16 protein-coding genes are annotated in these 18738 nt (G+C 68.0%); 10 read left to right on the top strand and 6 right to left on the bottom strand.

Annotated features, from left to right (window positions below; translation table 11 throughout):
- Positions 1-198: 198 nt before the first annotated feature.
- From ACFWPX_RS04135 to ACFWPX_RS04125, 3 genes are read left to right on the top strand one after another with little or no spacing between them, the layout of a single operon-like run.
- Entirely contained in the window at positions 199-1782 is a 1584-nt protein-coding gene (locus tag ACFWPX_RS04135) for a CocE/NonD family hydrolase (protein ID WP_378925884.1), read from the top strand.
- Entirely contained in the window at positions 1779-3323 is a 1545-nt protein-coding gene (locus ACFWPX_RS04130; RefSeq protein ID WP_378925882.1) for a family 20 glycosylhydrolase, read from the top strand. The genes ACFWPX_RS04135 and ACFWPX_RS04130 overlap by 4 nt, the downstream gene beginning before the upstream one ends.
- A 28-nt stretch (positions 3324-3351) precedes the next feature.
- Positions 3352-4164 (top strand): esterase/lipase family protein, encoded by an 813-nt coding sequence (locus ACFWPX_RS04125; protein WP_378925880.1) that lies wholly within the window; start codon positions 3352-3354, stop codon positions 4162-4164.
- Between the two features lie 72 nt (positions 4165-4236).
- Here ACFWPX_RS04125 and ACFWPX_RS04120 read toward each other — a convergent pair whose 3' ends face one another.
- Positions 4237-5865 (bottom strand): FAD-dependent monooxygenase, encoded by a 1629-nt coding sequence (locus tag ACFWPX_RS04120; protein ID WP_378925878.1) that lies wholly within the window; start codon positions 5863-5865, stop codon positions 4237-4239.
- 238 nt (positions 5866-6103) lie between these two features.
- Between ACFWPX_RS04120 and ACFWPX_RS04115 the strand changes: the two genes are divergently transcribed.
- From ACFWPX_RS04115 to ACFWPX_RS04105, 3 genes are all read left to right on the top strand, one after another.
- Positions 6104-7906, top strand: a complete 1803-nt coding sequence (locus tag ACFWPX_RS04115) for a multicopper oxidase family protein (protein WP_378925875.1) — start codon at positions 6104-6106, stop codon at positions 7904-7906.
- 94 nt (positions 7907-8000) lie between these two features.
- Positions 8001-9290 carry an oxygenase MpaB family protein gene (locus tag ACFWPX_RS04110; protein WP_378925873.1) on the top strand — a complete coding sequence of 430 codons (1290 nt, stop codon included), beginning with the start codon at positions 8001-8003 and terminating at the stop codon, positions 9288-9290.
- A gap of 17 nt (positions 9291-9307) precedes the next feature.
- Positions 9308-10372 (top strand): lipocalin-like domain-containing protein, encoded by a 1065-nt coding sequence (locus ACFWPX_RS04105; RefSeq protein ID WP_378925870.1) that lies wholly within the window; start codon positions 9308-9310, stop codon positions 10370-10372.
- Between the two features lie 16 nt (positions 10373-10388).
- On the opposite strand, the gene ACFWPX_RS04100 is transcribed toward ACFWPX_RS04105, so the two are convergent.
- The 3 genes from ACFWPX_RS04100 to ACFWPX_RS04090 form a co-directional block, all read right to left on the bottom strand.
- A complete protein-coding gene (locus ACFWPX_RS04100; protein ID WP_378925868.1) occupies positions 10389-11015 on the bottom strand; it encodes a TetR/AcrR family transcriptional regulator in 627 nt (208 codons plus the stop codon).
- Between the two features lie 114 nt (positions 11016-11129).
- Positions 11130-11306, bottom strand: a complete 177-nt coding sequence (locus ACFWPX_RS04095) for a hypothetical protein (protein ID WP_378925866.1) — start codon at positions 11304-11306, stop codon at positions 11130-11132.
- Between the two features lie 215 nt (positions 11307-11521).
- Positions 11522-11824: a hypothetical protein gene (locus ACFWPX_RS04090; RefSeq protein WP_378925865.1), complete on the bottom strand. Its 303-nt coding sequence runs from the start codon at positions 11822-11824 to the stop codon at positions 11522-11524.
- 63 nt (positions 11825-11887) lie between these two features.
- Here ACFWPX_RS04090 and ACFWPX_RS04085 point away from each other — a divergent pair, with 63 nt between their 5' ends.
- The 4 genes from ACFWPX_RS04085 (at position 11888) to ACFWPX_RS04070 (ending at position 16066) form a co-directional block, all read left to right on the top strand.
- Positions 11888-12553, top strand: a complete 666-nt coding sequence (locus ACFWPX_RS04085; protein WP_378914197.1) for a TetR/AcrR family transcriptional regulator — start codon at positions 11888-11890, stop codon at positions 12551-12553.
- A gap of 188 nt (positions 12554-12741) precedes the next feature.
- On the top strand, positions 12742-13215 hold the full coding sequence (locus ACFWPX_RS04080) for a hypothetical protein (protein WP_378925862.1): 474 nt from the start codon (positions 12742-12744) through the stop codon (positions 13213-13215).
- A 91-nt stretch (positions 13216-13306) separates the two neighbouring features.
- Positions 13307-14419 carry a flavin-containing monooxygenase gene (locus tag ACFWPX_RS04075; RefSeq protein ID WP_378925859.1) on the top strand — a complete coding sequence of 371 codons (1113 nt, stop codon included), beginning with the start codon at positions 13307-13309 and terminating at the stop codon, positions 14417-14419.
- Between the two features lie 306 nt (positions 14420-14725).
- The gene (locus tag ACFWPX_RS04070) at positions 14726-16066 is read left to right on the top strand and encodes a LuxR C-terminal-related transcriptional regulator (RefSeq protein ID WP_378925856.1); all 1341 of its coding nucleotides are present in this window, start codon (positions 14726-14728) and stop codon (positions 16064-16066) included.
- A gap of 10 nt (positions 16067-16076) precedes the next feature.
- On the opposite strand, the gene ACFWPX_RS04065 is transcribed toward ACFWPX_RS04070, so the two are convergent.
- Both ACFWPX_RS04065 and ACFWPX_RS04060 read right to left on the bottom strand, forming a co-directional pair.
- A complete protein-coding gene (locus ACFWPX_RS04065; RefSeq protein WP_378925854.1) occupies positions 16077-17543 on the bottom strand; it encodes a serine/threonine-protein kinase in 1467 nt (488 codons plus the stop codon).
- Complete coding sequence (locus ACFWPX_RS04060; RefSeq protein ID WP_378925852.1) at positions 17536-18738, bottom strand: hypothetical protein; 1203 nt, start codon at positions 18736-18738, stop codon at positions 17536-17538. Before ACFWPX_RS04060 ends, ACFWPX_RS04065 begins: the two co-directional genes overlap by 8 nt.

Below are 18738 nucleotides of genomic sequence, written 5' to 3'. Positions count from 1 at the left end.
CCCGTCGTCCTCAGAGGCATCAATCGCTCTGATGACGGCAATGCCGTCGACGGCTCCACCGAGTAAGGACCCCGATGAACGAATTACCCGCACCCGATCTCCTAGGGACCCTCCTCGGTTACCTCCTGATGTCCCCGGTCTCGCTCCTGCACAATCTCGGGCTCGTGGTCGCGAATCTCCTGGGACTGTGACACAGCGATGACCGTTCGAATTCTCTGCGCCCTTGCCGCGTCTGTCGTCGTCGCGGGTACCACCGTGCTCGGTGTCGCTCCGGTGGGTGCTGTTCCCATCCCCGGTGGGCAGGCGACCACGCTGTTCATTCCGGGCTCCGAAGGTGTCCAGCTCAACGCGGTGATCACCGCGCCCGCCGATATCGCCACCCACAAGAATCCGCTGGTGCTGCAACCGTCGGGCTGGGGGATGCCCGCGATGGGCAGCCTCGGCTCGGCCTACCGGCTGTCCACCGGCGAGAACTTCATCTCGATCGAATACACGGCCCGCGGCATGTACTTGTCCGGTGGGGAGGTCGATGTCCTCGGTGAGAAAGACGCGGCCGATGCCTCCGCGGTGATCGACTGGGCCATCGCCCATCTGAATGTCGATCCCGATCGGATCGCGATCGCCGGCGGTTCCTACGGCGCGGGGATGGCGATTCTCGCCGCGGCGCACGATCCCCGGATCAAGGCGCTCGTCGCCGATTCCCCGCCCGGTGATCTGGCGCAGGCACTTGCCCCGAACGACACACCCAAGACCGGAGGTCCGATCGCCTTGGCCGCGGCGGGTGCGGCGACCAACCGCTTCAGCCCCGACCTGGTCGACCGCGGTCTGGACGTGATCCTGCGCGGCAACGGCGATGCCTTCAAGACACTGCCCTCGCGTGATCTGCTGGCTCGCGCGGTGCCGGAACTCAATGCCAACGGCACCGCGGTGTTCCTCGCACACGACTGGCAGGACAGCCTGCTGCCGGTGGAGCCGGTGTACTCGCTGTTCGACCAGCTCACCGGCCCGAAGAAGCTGTGGCTGCAGCCCGGTGACCATTCCACCGGTGGCGGCGCGGGCCAGATCGTCGGCCTGCCCAATCCCATCTGGGACCGGGCGCTGCGGTGGCTCGACCACCACGTCAACGGCGCGGACAACGGCATCGACGCCGAACCTGTGGTCACCATCGAGCCCGCCAACACCGGCCCCTACCGGCACTTCGACTCGGTGGCCGACGCGCAGCAGGCAGTGCGCACGCTTGCGTTGTCCGCGCCGTCGATCGGTGTCATTGGCGCCGATCCGGCCGAAAGCTGGTCGCAGTCCGTGGTTTCCGGTCCGACCATCGCGGTCGCCGCGGTGCCGTACCTCACCGGTAGCTTGGCGCAGCTCGGGCTGGCGCCCGCCATCCCGCTGGGCGCGGTGGACCGCGACCTTGCCGGTGTCTGGCGCACAGAGCCCTTCGCCGAGGGCGCCGTCGTCTCCGGGCATCCCCGGCTGGACCTGACCGTGATTCCCGCGAGCACCGACCTCACCCTGATCGGCATTCTCTACGACGAGGCTCCCGACGGCACCGGCAAAGCCGTCTCCTACTGGCCGCTGACCAGGCACGGGCTGACTCCGTTCGCGCCGACGCAGATGAGCTGGGATCTCGCGCCGACCTATTGGAACCTGGCACCCGGCCACCGACTGACGATGACGGTTACCTCGCAGGATCCGGTGCCTTTCCAGAGCTCGACACCGATGGGCAGCATCGTCACCTTCGTCTCGCCGTCCACCGTGGAACTCCCGGTGAGTAGTTCGTGAAACGATCGCTGCCTGCCCTGGTATTGCTGGTGCTGGCACTGGGATCGCTTCCGGCGCCGGCAGCGAACGCAGCCGTCGGACTGCCGCCGACGGTGCCGGGTGTTCGTCACTTCGACCCCGGCGCAGGCGAGTTCATCCTGGCCGCGCACGTCCGGGTGCTGGCCACCACGGGCGAGGCCGCGACCGTAGCGCGCACTCTGGCCGCTGACCTCTCCCGCGGCGGACGCTCCGCCGCGGTCAGCGCAGGTCCGGCCGCCTCCGGCGACATCGTGGTGCGGGTGGCGGACTCCGGTCCGGCCGAAGCCGAGTCCTATCGGATCGACATCGGCGCGAACATGACCGTCACCGCCCGGACCCGCCAGGGCGCCACGCATGCGACACAAACTCTGCTGCAATGGTTCTCGCAGACGACCACCGTGCCCGCCGGTGCGGTCATCGATCGGCCGGACTTCGCCGAACGCGGGCTGATGCTCGATGTGGGACGGAAGTTCCTCAGCGTCGGATGGATCAAGCAACGCATCCGCGAGATGGCCTACTACCGGATGAACCTGCTGCACCTGCATCTGTCCGACCACTACGGATTCCGGTTGGCGAGCACCAGCCACCCCGAGATCACCTCACGGCAGCACTACACCCGCGCCGAGCTGGCCGAGATCATCTCCTACGCCGACACCTACGGCATCGAGGTGGTACCCGAGATCGGGTTCCCGGGTCACATGAACGCCATCCTGGCGCCGCACCCCGAACTCGTCCTGCATCCGGCAACCACGAGCCCGATCGACGTTGCTACCGACAGCCTCCTGGCGGGCACCGCCGAGGGCCGCATCGATCTGTCGAATCCGGCGGCGCGTCCGCTGATCGAGGACCTGCTGCGCGAGTTCGTCCCGCTGTTCCCCGGCCGGTACTTCCACCTCGGCGGCGACGAATACGTCACCGACTACAGCCGATACCCACAGCTCGCCGCCGCCGCGCACGACCGCCTCGGACCTGACGCCGTCCCGCAGGATCTCGTGGCCGACACCGTCAACTGGGCCGGCGACATCGTCGCCTCCTACGGCAAGACCGCGCGCCTGTGGAATGACGGAATACCCCGTGGTGCAAGACTTTCCGTGGACGAATCGATCGTCGTCGAGCACTGGACCGCGGGTAACGGACTCCTGCCATGGGTCGGCAACGACAACGGCCCCGAGCAGCTCGCCGATCAGGGTCGCCTGCTCAACAACTCCGCGTTCACCCCGACCTACTGGGCCTCCGGTGGTTACGCCGCCCCGATGAACACCCCGCCACACCTGCTATACGCCTGGGACCCAGGTCTTTTCGTCAATGGCACCCGGCTCCGTCAGGACCAGCGAGAGCGGTTGCTCGGCTCGAAACTGCATGTGTGGTGCGACGACCCGACTGTGATGACCGAAGAGCAGATGGTTTCGCCCGTACGGGAGCGGCTGCCGGTCATGGCGCAGCAACTGTGGGCAGGCACCGGCGGTGCCGCCTATCCCGAATTCGCGCACCGAGTACGGATGTTGGGAACGCCCAGCGTATGACAATCCGAACGAGAACAAGGGGTCGACCGTGGATCGAATCCGGCAGGGTCTGACCGCCGCTGTGGTGCTGGCGACAGCGTGTGGACTGGCCGCCGGTCCGGCTGCGGCGACCCCAGAAGACACCGCCGTCTGTACGCCTACCGGGGCGCATCCGGTTCCCGTGGTGCTGCTGCACGGAACCATGGATGACGCTACGGCCTGGAGCACCCTGGCTCCCCAGCTGACCGCGGCAGGCTATTGCGTGTTCGCGCCCACCTACGGTGTGGCAGGCGCTGTGCCGGGACTGGGCGGCGTCGCGCCGGTCTCCCGGTCCGCGGTGGAGATCTCCGACTTCCTCGACCGGGTACTGGCGGCCACCGGTAGCGACCGGGTGGACATCGTCGGCCATTCCCAGGGCGGCACGATCGCCGAGTACCTGGCCAAGAACATGAGGCAGGCGGCACGGATACGCTCGGCGATCATGCTCGCGCCGGTCTCACATGGCACCACGCTGAGCGGCGCGGTCGGTGCCGCCGACACCGTCCCCGGCCTGCGCGGTCTGGTGGACACCGCCGTGCTGCCGGTGTTCTGCGCGGCGTGTGCCGACCTGGAGACGGGCTCGGCATTCATCGCCGCGCTCGACGCAGGGCCGATCGCCCAACCGGGTGTGCGCTACGCGGTACTGGCCACTCGTGACGACGCCGTCGCCACCCCGGCCGGGCCCGCGTCGTTCATCGAAGAACCCGGCGTGACGAATCACTATGTGCAGGAACTGGCTCCGGTCGCGGTGTCACACAAGGACCTGCCACGCGACGCGGTCGCGGGCCGTTGGGTCCGAGAACAGCTCGACGCCGCGGCCTGACTGACTTACCGACCTGCGCCGAGGTCCCGCGATGGGCCGATCGGTGGCCTGCGCCGATGGCGGTTCTTCCGCTCATTTCCGTGGGGCGAAGGTCGACTCGAAATGGCGGAGGAGGTCGTCGGGGGAGGCGGGGGAGGCGGCGTAGCCGAGGTAGCCGTCGGGGCGGACGACATAGGCCGCGCCGTCGGCGCAGTGGTATCGCCGTGCGAAGTCGCCGTCGCTGTCACGGATGACCGGGAGGACCGTGGGGTCGACGGTGGCCCCCGGGCCTGCGACGAGGTAGGTGTCGAGGTGGTCGCCGGTCAGCTGCCGGAGCAGGCCGACGTGGCGTTCCAGATCGGTGAGAGTGGCTGTGTCGCAGGTGTTGTCGACATACCGGAGCAGAGTATGGCCGGGGCCCGTGAGGAGGGGGAAGAGACGGAAAGGGGAGGTCACGCCGTCCCTGGTCAGCCCGATCGCGTCGGGAGCGCGGCTACCCGCGGTGGGAGACGGTGCGCCGGTGGGGGATTCGGTGACGATCGGGCTGTCGCGGTAGTCGATCAGGAGTTGCGCCTCGCGGAGCAGGACACGTTCGGGGTCCGATTCTCCGGCGCCGATCCCTTCGCGGGCGTCGCGGACGGTGCGCCCGACCACCTCCGTACCGACCGGCCTGCGTTCGGCGTCATAGCTCGCCAGCAACCCCGGCGCGGCCACCTCCGCGACGGCCAACGCGAGCTTCCACGCGAGGTTTGCGGCGTCCTGGATGCCGGTGTTCATGCCCTGGGCGCCCGTGGGTGGGTGGATATGGGCGGCATCGCCCGCGACGAAAACCCGTCCACGCCCGTAGGAGTCGACGATGCGATGGCTGATCCGGAAGACCGAGGACCAGCGCACCTGCGAGGCGGTCACCGGTTCGGGCGCGAGCCGGTCGAGCACCGCCTGGATATCGGCCAATCGCGGGCCGGGCCCGGTGCCGAGCCCGTGCTCGACCTTGTCGCCGCCGACGGAGGTGTCGATCTCGAGTTCCGCGGGAACCCGCATCGACACCCGGTAGCGGTGGCGGCCGGGCAGCGGGATGCACACCAGCACGTCGTCGGTGACACCGTCCGTCTGATGCATCGACCGCACGTTGTAGCCGTGCGGCTGTGACCAGTCCAGTTCGACATCGCCGAGCATGTACTGCTCGGTGAAGGCCGCGCCCTCGAATGTCAGGCCCAGCGTCTTGCGGACGGTGCTGTGCGCGCCGTCGCAGCCCACCAGATACCGTGCCCGCACCGTGTGTTCGCCCTCGGGTCCGTCGAGCACGGCATCGACGCCGTCCGCGTCCTGAGTGAACCCGACGAGCCGGACACCGCGCTCGATGCGCGTGCCCAGCGACTCCAGGTGCCTGCGCAGGATCCGCTCGGTCTCGTACTGGGGGAGTCCGAGGAACCCGAACGGAATCTCGGGTGGCAGCGTCAGATCCATTCGGCCCGCCTCGGCGCCGTTGATGTACACGATCTGACCGCGCAGCAGGATCGCGGCGTCGACGACCTCCCGCAGGATGCCCATCGCCTCGAACAGTTCCAGCGTGCGTGGCTGGATGCCGACCGCCTTCGCGTACTGCGGCGGATCGGGCAGCGCGTCGATGATCCGGCATCGCACGCCGCGCCGGACCAGCTCCACGGCGGCGGCCGAACCCACCGGACCTGCGCCGACGATCAGAACATCGGTTTCGAACATGCGACATCACCTCGCGCTGGAAGCCCCCGCCTCATGTTGTCCGCTGATCGTACGCCCGGCGCAGACCCGCGGAACCCCTCGGACGAACGGGTCGCGGGGGTCCTCCTCGCGCGCAGTCGATATCGGCATGTCCTGCAAGCTTGCACCAGGTGCCATCCATCGAAGTACTGGCTACTGTACTCGGTGGTATGGTCGCTGCCGCGGTGCCTGCGACGTTGCAGCCCGGGAAGGGCTCGACATGGAACATCCGATCGAACGTCGTCGGTTCCTGCGTGCGGCCGGAGCGGGTCTGCTCGGCGCGGTGCTGTGGGAGACGCAGGCCGGCGCGGCCCCACCGGGAGTGCGCAGTCCGCTGCTGTTCCATTCCCCGGCGGTCGAGCCGTTCGTCGACGAGATGCCGCGCTTGCCCGTGGTGCGCGGTGACCGGCTCGAACTCGTCGCCGAGACCACGACCCACCGGTTCCACCGTGATCTGCCGGAATCGCCGTCGCTTGGCTACAACGGGATGAGCTACCTGGGCCCGACCATCGAGCATCCGGCGGGCACGCCGCTGCGCCTGCGCTTCGCGAACAGGATGACCACCCACCCCCTCGCCGCCGACATGGACACCAGCCTGCACGGCGTCGACGAGAGCTTCCGCACCGCACCGCCGTCATCGCTGCACCTGCACGGCGGGGTGACGCCACCCGACAGCGACGGGCACCCGGAGCAGCTCGTCTATCCCGGCGGCGACATCGGCCACGACTTCCCGCTGGCGCAGGACACCGGCCACCTCTGGTATCACGACCACGCCATGGGCATCACCCGTGTGAACGTCTACGCCGGGCTGGCCGGAATGCTGCTGCTCCGAGACGATTTCGACACCGGTGGACCCGGCAACCCACTCGGTCTGCCCGCCGGGGAGTTCGAGGTGCCGCTGGTCCTGCAGGAGAAGCTGTTCACCGCGGGCGGGCACCAGTCGGTCCGGTCGACACCGGTGGTGCCCGAGGGCGGCTGGGAAGGTGGCGCCGTCGGCGACATCGGCCTGGTCAACGGCAAGATCTGGCCGTATCTACCGGTCGCGCGTGGCCTCTACCGCTTCCGCGTGCTCAACGCGGCGTCGTTCAGCGTATGGAATCTGTTCTTCGGCAACCGGATGCGGTTCTGGGTGATCGGCAACGACCACGGCCTGCTCGATGCGCCCGTCGCCACCCACGAGCTGCGGTTGTCGCCGGGTGAACGGGTGGACCTGCTGGTCGACTTCGCCGAACTGGCCCCGGGCGAGACCGTGGAACTGTGCAACGACGAGGCGCCGGTCTTCCAGGCCGCGATCCTCGGCGAGGTCGCGATGCCGCGGTTCTGCCAGTTCCGGGTGCAGGACCGGCCGGGCTTCGCCGGCGGCGTGCCTGCCCGGTTGCGCGGCGGGGCCGGGCTGCCGCCGCCACTGCCGCCGCTCGAAACACCGACAGTGATCCGCGATGTCACCGTCAGCCAGCCCTACGAGCTACGCGTACCGCCCGCGATCATGTCGCTGAACAACCTCACCTTCAGCAGTCCCGATATCGAGATGCCGCGCCAGGGCGCCGTCGAGCAGTGGAACATCATCAACATCACGCCCGATCCGCACCCGATCCACCTGCACCTGGTCACCTTTCGCATTCTCGGCCGGACTCCGCTGCGCACCGCCGACTATCAGCTGGCCCATCCCCAGCCGCCCATCGGGCAGAAATGGGCGCCGTCGGCGGAGGGATTCCTGGCGGGTCCGATGGTGGCGCCGCGGGCGTGGGAAGCCGGCCACAAGGACATCGTGCGAGTCGACGGCGGCACCGTCACCAGCATCATCGTGCGGTTCCCGACCGCGGCGGAACTGGGCTTCGACCCGGACGCACCGTTCCCGCGCCGAAACGCGACCGAACGCGCGGGCGCGGACACCCATACCGGTCACCGCGTGCCCGACCACGCCGGTCATCAGCACGACGACCTGCGCGGATACGTGTGGCACTGTCACCTGCTCGACCACGAGGACCACGACATGATGCTGAAGTACCGCCTCGTGCCGTGACAGTTCCGTACTTTTGGGTACGGAAGAATGTTCGACAGAGTATGGTCGAAACCGATCGCAGTCAGCGAGTCGATGTCACATCAGGAGGCCGGCAGTGGTCGATGCCGTCGAAGATCAGCGCGAGCACATCCGCTCCGGGCCGCCGGTGAAGTGCCCCACCGCCTTTCGCTATTGGGAAGCGCGCGACACCCCGCTGGTGCGCAGGCTCGAGCGCGTCTTCACGACCGTGACCAGGCAGCGGCTGTTCCCCAGCGACGAGCAGGCGAGCGCGCTGTGCGAGGACCTGTTCACCGGTGACCCGGTCGCGGAACGGTTCGTCGCCGAGGTGATGCACGGCGAGATCGGGGCGAAAGCCGGGCGCCGGATGCTGGACACAGCACTCGCCGAGGGCATCGACGCGGTGCCGGACGCCCCGGAATCCATGCGCGCGTTGTTCGCCGAGTTCGAGACGGTGCCCGACTGGGTGGTGCCCGAACTGGTCGAGCAGGGCGCCGCGATCTGGCGGCGCTGGGGCACCATGCTGTTCAGTTTCGCCGGCGCCGAAACGCTCGAGATGTACACCGAGGCCGCGGTCGCGACGCCGCTGTCGCTGGCCGGCGGCTACGCGGGCGACAGCGCCCTGCGCCGGTTCCTGGAGACCACCCGCTTCTGGATCGACGTCTCCGCCCCTGACGCGCTGCTCACTCCCGGTTCGGCGGGCCGGGCCACCGCGCTGAAGGTGCGGGTCATGCATGTCTCGGTGCGCGCGAAGGTCGCAGGCCACCCCGAATGGGACAACGAACGCTGGGGGCTGCCGATCAGCCAGACCTACCAGATGCTGACCCTGCTGGCAGGCAGCGTGACGCCCGGCCTCGGCCTGTGGGCGCTGGGCTATCAGACGACGCCGTCGGAAATCCGTGCGCTGCTGCACTTCCAGAAGTACATGGGCCACCTACTCGGCGTGCGGCTGCGCTGGTATCCGGAGACGGTCCTCGACGGACTGCGGGTCCTGGCGATGACCATCGCCTCGCGGTCCTACGACGCCGGACAGCACGGGACGGAACTGATCGAGTCGTATCCGGCGGCCTTCGCCCCGCGTGACGGCCACCGTGGCCTTGCCCGATTGCGCGAGAAGTACAACTACCGGATCAATTCCGTGTACTCCGCGATGTACATGGCCCCCGGCACCCGCCGTCGCTACACCATGCCGCCCGCGTTCCCCTGGATCCTCATCCCGGTCCTGCGCTTTCCGCTGATCACCGCGATGGAGATCGTGCGCCGGATCTGCCCGCCGTTCGCGCGGGCGCACGAGAAGCTGATGCTCGCGCATCGAGAGAACTGGTATCGCGCCCAGATGCGAGGTCGCGAAGCGGCCTTCGACGCCAGCGGTGCCCTGCGCCGATGAACCCACCGAAAGCAGCCATGACTACCGCAGACATCGTCGAAGTGTGGAACGGTCCGGGACGCCGCGACGGCGAACTGACACCGGTTCTGCCGCACCACAACGGATTGCATCCCTCACCGAGCAAACTCGCCTTCGAACACTGGTATTTCGACGCGCACCTCGACACCGGCCACGTGGTGATCGGCTTCCTGACCAAACGTCGACCCGAGGACCTGCCCTTCGCCCGGCCGTGGGTGGAGATGATGGTCTACGCCCCCGACGGCACCCGCCGCCAGGTATCGCGGCGCTACCACCACTCGGCGACCTCGTTCTCGTCCGAGGCCTGCGATGTGCGCGTCGGTGAGAACACCGCGCGCACCGAGTTCCGCGACGGCGGCCTGCCGATCCATCACCTGCGGATGGCCGAGGACGGTCTCGTCTTCGACCTGCGGTTCCACAACGAGGTCCCCAGCTGGATGCCTGGCAAAGGCGAAACTCGTTTCGGCAGTACGGATTCCTTCGGCTGGATGGTCGCCGCGCCGCGTGCCGGGGTGACCGGTGCGATCGAGCTCGACGGCGTGCGACACGAGGTCACCGGACGTGGGTATCACGACCACAACTGGGGCGTCGGCGACATGAAGAAGATCATCGAGCGCTGGCACTGGGGCAGGCTGTACGTCGAGGACTACTCGCTGCTGTTCGCCTCGGTACTGACCCAGCAGCGCCGGGGCGGACACGAGATCAGCCCGCTGATGCTCGCCCACCACGCCGACATCGTGCTGTCCACCGGCGAGACCGTTCTCACCGAAGGGCCCGCGCGCTTCGACAGCACCGCGGGCCGGACCTACCCCGAATGGGTCGAACTGCAGGTGCCGGGCAAGCTCGAACTGCGCCTGGACGTCGAGCGGGTGATCCACGCCCACGATCTGCTCGATGATCTACCGGTGGTGCGTTCCCGCCTGGTCAAGCCCCTGGTGCACCGGCTGGTCGGGCACCCGGGCTACTTCCGGTTCGAGTCGTCCTTCGAGCTGACCGTACACACCGACGGTGCTGCCGAGCGGCGCAGCGGGACAACACTGCACGAACTGGTGGCGCTGACCTGACCCGCACGTCGGCTGATCACGCCGGCGGCTCGGTGCTGGTGATGAACCGGAAGAACTCGCGGCGCTGATCCTCGGTCGGCACGGGCAGGTTCTGGTTCCCGTGCACGAAGCCGATCCCGGCGAAGCACATCAGCCCGGCGCGCATCTCCGCCTGCTCCGCGGAGAATCCCAGCTCGATCAGAGTCTTGGACAGGGTGTGGAAGATCCGCTGATCCAGCGCCTTCACCGCCTCGGCCACCTTGGCGTTCGTGCGCGCCCAGTCGCGGACCGCGAGCTCGACCTGCCAGACCCGCTCCCCGGTGAGCAAGGCACCCATCCGGGCCAAGCGCTCCTGCACCGGCAGTTCGTCGAGGTCCTTGAACCCGCGCGCCGCGTCGTTGTGATCGGCGCACCAGAACTGCGCGGTGGTCTCGAGCAGCTGATCGATACCGTCGAAATGCCAGTAGAAGCTACCTTTGGTGACGCCGAGCTCATCGCAGACCTTGGCGATGGTGATGGCGGCGACGCCGTCGCGCAGCAGCACCGCCAGTGCCGCGTCGGTCCAGTCCTCGACGCCGAGCCTGCGCGCCCCACCGCGCGCGGCCGCCGCTTTGCGTTTGGACACCGGCGCCGTCGGCCGGGCGTTCCCGGGCTCTTCGGTCATGGTCGTCTCCTCTCGGCGTCACGGGCGGCATACCGTACTCGGCCGTACAGTTGAACCTACCAAAAGGTATGGATAGTGATGCGGTTCAGTCCGAGGTGGGAGCCTTCACGGTGATCAATCTCCGATGCAGCGCGCTCCTTCGATGCCGACCGCGAGTTCGGCCCCGTCGGTAGAAACGACGACGACACTGTTGACATCATTGCTGTAGGCGACAGTTGCTGCCGCAGTACAGATTCGGTGTGCCGTCTCAGCGCCGGATGAATCGTCGGCCAGGTTCGTCTCGATGTTCACGGTAGTGCATTGGCCGGTTATCGAGACTCGGGTGACGTCGAATCCGGACAGGGCATTCTTGATCTGGTCGACTTCGCCGCACGCGGCGCCGGTCGGCTGGGCCGTCGCCGATGCCGGTACTTCGGCAGAGGATCCCGACGAGCTTCCGCACGCGGCCGACATGCCCAGTGCCGAACAGGCGACGAACCATCGCAGCGCATTGCCCGAACGGCGCATCAGGTGCCCTGCCCGGCGATGAGTGTGCCGGTCGCGTGCACGACATCCAGGTGTTCTACCACCGGTTCGCCGGGGCGTTGGCCGGCGAACGCGGTGTCGACGGCGGGGTGGATGCGTTCTTCGAAGGCGCGAGCGCAGTGTGCCTCCGATTCCCAGACATCGATGTAGCGCAGCCCGCCGTCGGCGCGGCGTACGCACAGATGCAGGAGCGAACCATCGAGCGGCTCCGGTCCGAGTTCCTCGATGATCCGCTGGTAGAGCTCCTCGCCGATAGGGACATCTTGAACGTAGGCGTAGACCATGGCCGGATCCCTTCTGAATTGATCCGAGGCATATTCGGATCAATATTCGGTAGGGTAGGCGTGATGAACGAGAACGTCAAGGTCGGCAAGCGTCGATACAACGCCCCACGGCGCGCCGCGCAGGCGGCGGATACGCGTCACGCGATCCTCGACGCGGCGCGGCGATTGTTCGTTCAGAACGGATACGTCGCCACCACCGTGAGCGAGATCGCCACGGGCGCGGGCGTTTCCGTCGACACCGTCTACGCGTCGATCGGTCGCAAGCCGGTGCTGCTCCGGGAACTGGTCGAGACCGCGCTCTCCGGCACCGACCAAGCGATCCCCGCCCAGCAGCGCGAGTACGTTCGCGCGATCGGCGCGGCGAGGCGGGCCGAGGACAAGATCGCGATCTACGGCGACGCGCTGGCCGCGATCCAGCAGCGGCTCGCGCCGATCTTCCTTGCCCTGCGCGATGCCGCGCTGACCGACGCGTCATGCGCTCGCATCTGGGCCGAGATCGGCGATCGGCGCGCGAACAACATGCGTGAGTTCGCGGCCGACCTGCGTAGTACGGGACAGCTGCGCGATGATCTGTCCGACGACGAGGTCGCCGACATCCTGTGGAGTATGAACGCGACCGAATACTGGGTACTGCTCGTCGGCGAACGCGGTTGGACGGCAGAGCGCTTCCGGGACTGGATCGTCGACGCATGGACCCGCGCGCTCCTGACAGATCCGCCATCCTTGTAAATCGCCGGAGAAATCGTCGTTTCTCGAGATCTGGGCGGGGCACTGCCGAGACCTTTGGGATGGGTCGACGACGGCCGACGGGGGCTTGATGCAGAATGTGAAGGTGAACGATAGACCTGAGACGAAGTTTGGGGTGTTGGCTGCTGTGGGATTGATGCACGTCGCGACCCCTGTCCGCGGTTAGTTCGATGTCGGATCGGGAAGCCGGGACGGGGCCTGGTGGAGGTCACTACGACGCGGTGGAACGGCTGCGTCGGAAGTGGGAAGCGATCAAGGCCGCCGAGGGTGGTTCCGGTGCGGCAGGGAGCGGGGCGTCGAACGTTGTTCGGCTGCCGAGGCCGCCGCGGCGAGGTCGCGAGGAGGTCGGCGAAGCTCGGCATCAGCCGTGGATGTCGGAGGAGGTCGACGATCCGGCGCCGACCCGCCCGGTGACTCGCGCGGAATTGCAGGGTGAAACGGGTGCGTGGCTGATGCACACGGCGCCGCAGGCCGACGGAGACGCCGAACATGAACGCAATGTCATCGACCTCGGTGCGTCACGCCGGAAACGTGCCAATGCGGATGGTTCGCCCAGGCGTGCGCGGCCGAGGGTGATGCCGCGCAGAATCGGGTCTGCCGACACGAAGCCGGACGGCGAGCCCGATGCCACACCGCCGAGGTGATCGCCGAGTACGCCAGGCTACCCACGCACCGTTGAGCTAATGGGTGATTTGTCCGACGCGGGCGTGGCCGAGGGGCTCCTAGCGTTGGTCCATGACTACTCAACACATCGAAACGCTGATCATCGGAGCCGGTCAGGCCGGTCTTTCCTGCGGATTTCATCTGCGGCGGAGCGGACGACCCGTCCTGATCGTCGACGGGAACGAGCGAGTCGGTGACAACTGGCGCCGGCAATGGGACACGCTGCGTCTCTACACACCGGCGAAATACGATTCGCTACCCGGATTGCCTTTTCCCGACGAGGACCGGTGGAGCTATCCGGGCAAGGACGCGGTAGCCGAGTATCTCGAAACCTACGCCTTGCATTGGGACCTGCCGGTGCGGACGAGTACGCGGGTCGATCGATTGACCGCGCGCACGGGCGGGGGATACGCGGCCCGCGTCGGCGACGACACCATCACCTGTGACAACGTCGTCGTCGCCACCGGAACCTTCGGGCGCACCCCGTTCGTGCCGGATTTCGCGGCCGACCTCGACCCGGGCATCCGGCAACTGCACTCGAGCCGATACCGGCGCCCGAGTCAGCTGCAACCGGGAACGGTGCTGGTGGTGGGTGCCTCGCACTCGGGCACCGACATCGCCTACGAGGTTGCTGCGGTCCAGCCGACGATCCTCAGCGGTCGTGACTGCGGCCAGATGCCGATCCGGCTCGAGTCCCGCTCGACGCGCTTGGCCATCCCGGTCCTGGTCTTCCTGGCCAGGCATGTGATCACCAGACGAACACCGATCGGGCGAAAGGCAATGCGCGAGATCCGGTTCCACGGCGGTCCGATGCTTCGGGTCAAGCGCGCGGACCTGGCCGCGCGGCAGGTGCGGCGCGAGACCTCCCGGGTCACCGGGGTGGTCGACGGTCTGCCGGTGCTGGCCGACGGCACCGTGCTCGACGTGCGCAACATCGTCTGGTGCACCGGCTTCGAGCAGGTCTTCGACTGGATCCAGGTTCCGGTGATCGGCGAGGACGGCTGGCCGCGCGAGTACCGCGGCGTGGTGGACGAGGCTCCCGGCCTGTTCTTCTGCGGGCTCAGCTTCCAATACGCGTTCAGCTCCATGCTGTGGCCCGGTGTCGGTCGAGATGCCCAGTACATCGCACGCAGGATCGCGGCGCGAACGAACACGAGAGCGACGCGTACGCTCACTGATAGGTGATGTGCATGGGTGTGGTCGACATCTTGCTTCGGGCCCGCAAAGCCTACGAACGTCGTGAATGGGTGGCTGCGTACGAGAGTCTGTCGGGCCTTGGACCGGCGGAGCTCGACGACGCAGCCCTGGAGGCCGACGACTTCGCCCGCCTCGCCACCGCCGCGTACCTGACCGGCCGCGACAACGATTGCATCCAAGCGTTGCAGCGGGCCTATCAGCTGAATGTGACCGCGGGTGATACCCCGGCCGCTGTGCGGTGCTCGTTCTGGCTGGCTCTGGTGCTCATCGGCAACGGGGAAACCGCGGTGGGCGGTGGATGGGTGGCCCCGGGGACAGCGCCTGCTCGCCGACATTCCCGAGGACGTGGTGGAACGTGGTTACCTGCTGATCCACGAGATGATGAGGCACGTTTTCGCCGCCGAGTTCTCGGCCGCGTACCAGCGGGCCGTCGAGATCGTCGACTACGGACATCGTTTCGACGATCCCGACCTGATCGCGATGGGACTGTCGGCCCAGGGCCGGATCTCGCTGTACGCCGGTGATGTGCGGCAGGGGCTCGCCCTGTTCGACGAAGCGATGGTCGGCATCGCGGTCGGCACCGTGTCACCGATCTTCGCCGGTCAGATCTACTGCACGATGATCGAGGGCTGTCAGGAGGTCTCGGACTTCGGCCGGGCCGCGGAATGGACGGTCGCGCTGACGAACTGGTGTGCTGCCCAACCTGGTCTGGTTCCGTTCACCGGCCAATGCGCGGTACACCGCGGCCAGATCATGCGACTCAACGGCGCCTTCGACGAGGCCATCGAGGAGTTCTCCCGGGCCATCCGCCGATACGTCGCCGCGGGAACCACATCGGCGGCGGGATTCGCGTCGGCCGAGCGGGGAAAGGTGCTCCACATTCGCGGTGACTTCGACGGCGCGCAATCCGCCTACGACGAGGCGATCGGCTACGGGTACGAACCGCAACCGGAGCTGGCGCTGCTGTGGCTGGCCAGGGGACGCACCTCGGCGGCCGTGGCCGCCATGGACCGGTTGCTGGCCGAGCCCCGTGATCCGGTGCACCGCAGCCGGCTGCTGCCCGCGGCCGTGGAAATCACGGTGGCCGCCGGGAACTTCGATCGCGCGGCCGAGATCAGCGCCGAATTGTCCACCCTCGCCGCCGCATTCGGTTGCGAAGCCCTGCTCGCCATGGCCGGCTACGCCGCAGGCCACGTCGCCCTCGTGGGTGATCGCCCCGCCGAGGCCATTCCTGACCTGCGCCGGGCGGCCCGGCTGTGGCACACCCTCGACGCGCCGTACGAGGGCGCGCGTTGCGCGGCGCTGCTCGGTCGTGCGTTGCGAGCCCTCGGCGACGACGACTCGGCCGCAGGCGAACTGGACGCAGCGCGTCGCACCATGACGACTCTCGGTGCCCGCCCCGCCTGCCGGGAGATCGCCGCGCCGGCGCCGGCTCCGCTACCCCGCGGACTGAGCGCCAGGGAAGTCGAGGTACTGCGCCTGGTCGCCGTCGGCAAGACCAACCACGAGATCGCGACCGCTCTGTTCCTCAGCGAGAAGACGATTGCCCGGCACCTGTCCAACATCTTCGTCAAGATCGACGTGACCTCACGGACCGCGGCGGCCGCCTTCGCCTACGAGCACCAGCTGGGGTAGACGGCGGAGCTCAGACGGGCGCGTCTCGCCACCAGCGGTCGTAGAGGTCCTGGCCCGAGGTACCGCCCGAGACTCCGATAACGCACTTGTCCCGGGTGCTGCCCTCGAACTCGAGCAAGATCTCGCCCGTCGGCCCGGCCACCCCTTCCTTGTCGTTCCAGCGGGCATGCCCGCTGCCGCTCGGCCGCTGCCAGTTCTCCTCGCCGACGAGGACCGAGCCGGCGGTGGAGACGAATTCATCCGCCGGTTCGTCGGTTCCGCAGACGATCACCAGGCGGAACACCGGGTTCTGGTCACCGTTGCAGGCCAGTGAGTTCAACGATTCGCGGGTCTGGCGCGCATCGATCGGACGTTGGCTGCCGTCGACCGCACTGCAGCGCAGGCCCTGATAGCCGCTGTCCGCCTGTGTTTTCGGCAGGAGACCGGCGAACGCGTCGACCACCCACTGGTGTGCCGCCCAGGAATTCGGGTCGGCCGACGGCGTCGACGTCGATCCGGCCGTGCTCTGCTCGGTCGAATCATGTTTCAGCACAACCACACTCGTGACGATCACGGCGATCGCCGCCGCCACCACACCCACCGCGATGCCGGTGTTTCGGCGACGTGGAGGCCCGACCACCGGCACCTGGTCCGCGGCGACGCCGAGCGCGCGGGCCGCATCGGCGGCCAACTCACCGCAGCTCGCATAGCGCCGCTGCGGATCTTTGGCCAGTGCACGGGCGATCACGTCATCGATCCGGCGCGGCAGCTCCCCGACCATCGCGCTCGGGCGGGGCGGCGGGTCGTGCAGATGTGCCGCGATCACGGCGTCGACGCTCGTCCGCGGGAACGGTTTGGCGCCGGTCAGCAATTCGTAGAGGGTACAGCCCAGCGCGTAGACATCGGCACGGTGATCGATCGCCCCGCCGGTGAGCTGCTCGGGCGCCGCGTAGGCGACGGTGGCCAGAATGGTTCCGGCCTGGGTCAGCGTCGTCGCGGCCGCGGCCTTGGCGATGCCGAAATCGGTGACCGCGACCCTGTCCGGTTGTCCCGGAATGGATTCGACCAGGATATTGGCCGGTTTGACATCGCGGTGCAGCATCCCGGCCCGATGCGCGTGATCGAGTCCGCGAGCCACACCGGTGACCAGATGCGCGACGCGGTGCGGTGTGAGTGCGCGCTCGCGCAACAGGGTGGCAGCATCGGGGCCGTCGATGAAGCGCATCGCGATCCACAGCCGACCGTGCTCGATGCCGCGGTCGTAGACGCCGATGATGTTCGGATGGTCAAGTCGCGCGGCGAGTTCGGCCTCGCGACCGAAGCGCGCCCGGAACTCGGGGTCGGCACCGAATTCCGCCGACAGCACCTTCACCGCGTCGCGCCGCGGCAGTCGGGGATGGGCGGCGACGTAGACGGTGCCCATGCCGCCGACGCCGAGTACCCGCTCGATCCGGTACCCCGCGAAGATCGTGCCCGGCGGCAGCGGACGGCTATTCACTGCGCACCAGCAGCGCGTACTGGGCAGCGGCCTGACGCTCGGCATTCGCCGGATTCCTGCCGACGATCGAGGCGGTGTACCTGCCGTAGAGCACATGGCAGTAGACCTGGGAGGGCGATGCCGGGTGCTGATCGAGCTTGTTGCAGTAGACATCCGGCACCCCGGCCGGTGTGTCGATCAGGGTGGTGGGATCGGCTGCCCGCCGCTCTTCGGTGAAGACCCGGCGCGCGCTGACCGCGTCGGGAAACCGTTCGACCAGATTGTTGCCGTTCACGGCGACGACTTCGATCGGGTCCCGAAAACCGAAGTGCTTCATCAGCCGCGTGGCCCGTGGACCGAACACGACGCCGCTGATCGCGATCGACGACGACCATCCGGCGTTGGCGTCGGTGTCGGCGGCGATCACCGTCGGCGCGGACCAGTGCCCGGCGCCGAAGGGAAGCAGCCGCGCGACCATGCCGTCCCGGTCCAGCGGCAGGTTGGCGAACCGGTCCGGCGGAGTCGGCTGGAAATCGCGCAGCCGGGGCAGCTGGACATCGAAGGCCTTGCGCACCATGCCGGTCAGCGCGACCTGGTCCGGGCTGGTGTGCGCGGCCAGCACGCTCACGACGAACGATCCGTGCGCGAGGGTGGCCGCCATGGTCGGCACGGTCGGACGCCAGTGCGCGAACGCCCCCGGGTACTCCGCGATCCGCACCGAGACATTGTCGGGAGTTACCGCGGCATCGGTGGCGTTCATCTGCCTGGCCGCCAGCCGCGCCTTCATATCGTCCGGAAAGCGCAGCAGCAACACGGTCAGCAAACGGGCGACGCCGACCTCCGGTGCTCTGCCACGAAAGTTGACATCGCTGCCACTGACCGCGAATCCGGCGAGCATATCCTGGGATTCGAGCACCTTGCGGACCTGCTCGGCCAGAATCCCCGCCGCTTTCAAGGGCGTCGGCAACGGCGCGGTCCGGTTGGCGACACCGTTGGTCAGCGTCGGATCGACCTCCACCGGATCGAGTGCCGCTTCGCCCATGCGCACCGATTCCAGCACCCTGCCGTACTTGTCGGTGCTGGTGGTCGGCGGCGTCAGCGGGTCGACACTGTTCGAACCCACATCCAGGCTGGCCAGGTCGAGTGGTTGCGGTACCGGTTCGCCGGGGCGCACGCACCCGCACAGCACCGTCAGCGCCGCGGCCACAACGACCAT

The sequence above is a fragment of the Nocardia sp. NPDC058518 genome, assembly GCF_042719655.1.
In the GTDB taxonomy this organism is placed as follows: domain Bacteria; phylum Actinomycetota; class Actinomycetes; order Mycobacteriales; family Mycobacteriaceae; genus Nocardia.
This window is presented reverse-complemented; position numbering and strand designations above follow the sequence as displayed.

Excerpts from the sequence above, each read along its gene's own strand:
- ACFWPX_RS04135 (WP_378925884.1), top strand. The coding sequence starts at position 199 with ATGACCGTTCGAATTCTCTGCGCCCTTGCCGCGTCTGTCGTCGTCGCG.
- ACFWPX_RS04120 (WP_378925878.1), bottom strand. The coding sequence starts at position 5,865 with ATGTTCGAAACCGATGTTCTGATCGTCGGCGCAGGTCCGGTGGGTTCG.
- ACFWPX_RS04115 (WP_378925875.1), top strand. The coding sequence starts at position 6,104 with ATGGAACATCCGATCGAACGTCGTCGGTTCCTGCGTGCGGCCGGAGCG.
- ACFWPX_RS04105 (WP_378925870.1), top strand. The coding sequence starts at position 9,308 with ATGACTACCGCAGACATCGTCGAAGTGTGGAACGGTCCGGGACGCCGC.
- ACFWPX_RS04100 (WP_378925868.1), bottom strand. The coding sequence starts at position 11,015 with ATGACCGAAGAGCCCGGGAACGCCCGGCCGACGGCGCCGGTGTCCAAA.
- ACFWPX_RS04090 (WP_378925865.1), bottom strand. The coding sequence starts at position 11,824 with ATGGTCTACGCCTACGTTCAAGATGTCCCTATCGGCGAGGAGCTCTAC.
- ACFWPX_RS04085 (WP_378914197.1), top strand. The coding sequence starts at position 11,888 with ATGAACGAGAACGTCAAGGTCGGCAAGCGTCGATACAACGCCCCACGG.
- ACFWPX_RS04080 (WP_378925862.1), top strand. The coding sequence starts at position 12,742 with ATGTCGGATCGGGAAGCCGGGACGGGGCCTGGTGGAGGTCACTACGAC.
- ACFWPX_RS04075 (WP_378925859.1), top strand. The coding sequence starts at position 13,307 with ATGACTACTCAACACATCGAAACGCTGATCATCGGAGCCGGTCAGGCC.
- ACFWPX_RS04060 (WP_378925852.1), bottom strand. The coding sequence starts at position 18,738 with ATGGTCGTTGTGGCCGCGGCGCTGACGGTGCTGTGCGGGTGCGTGCGC.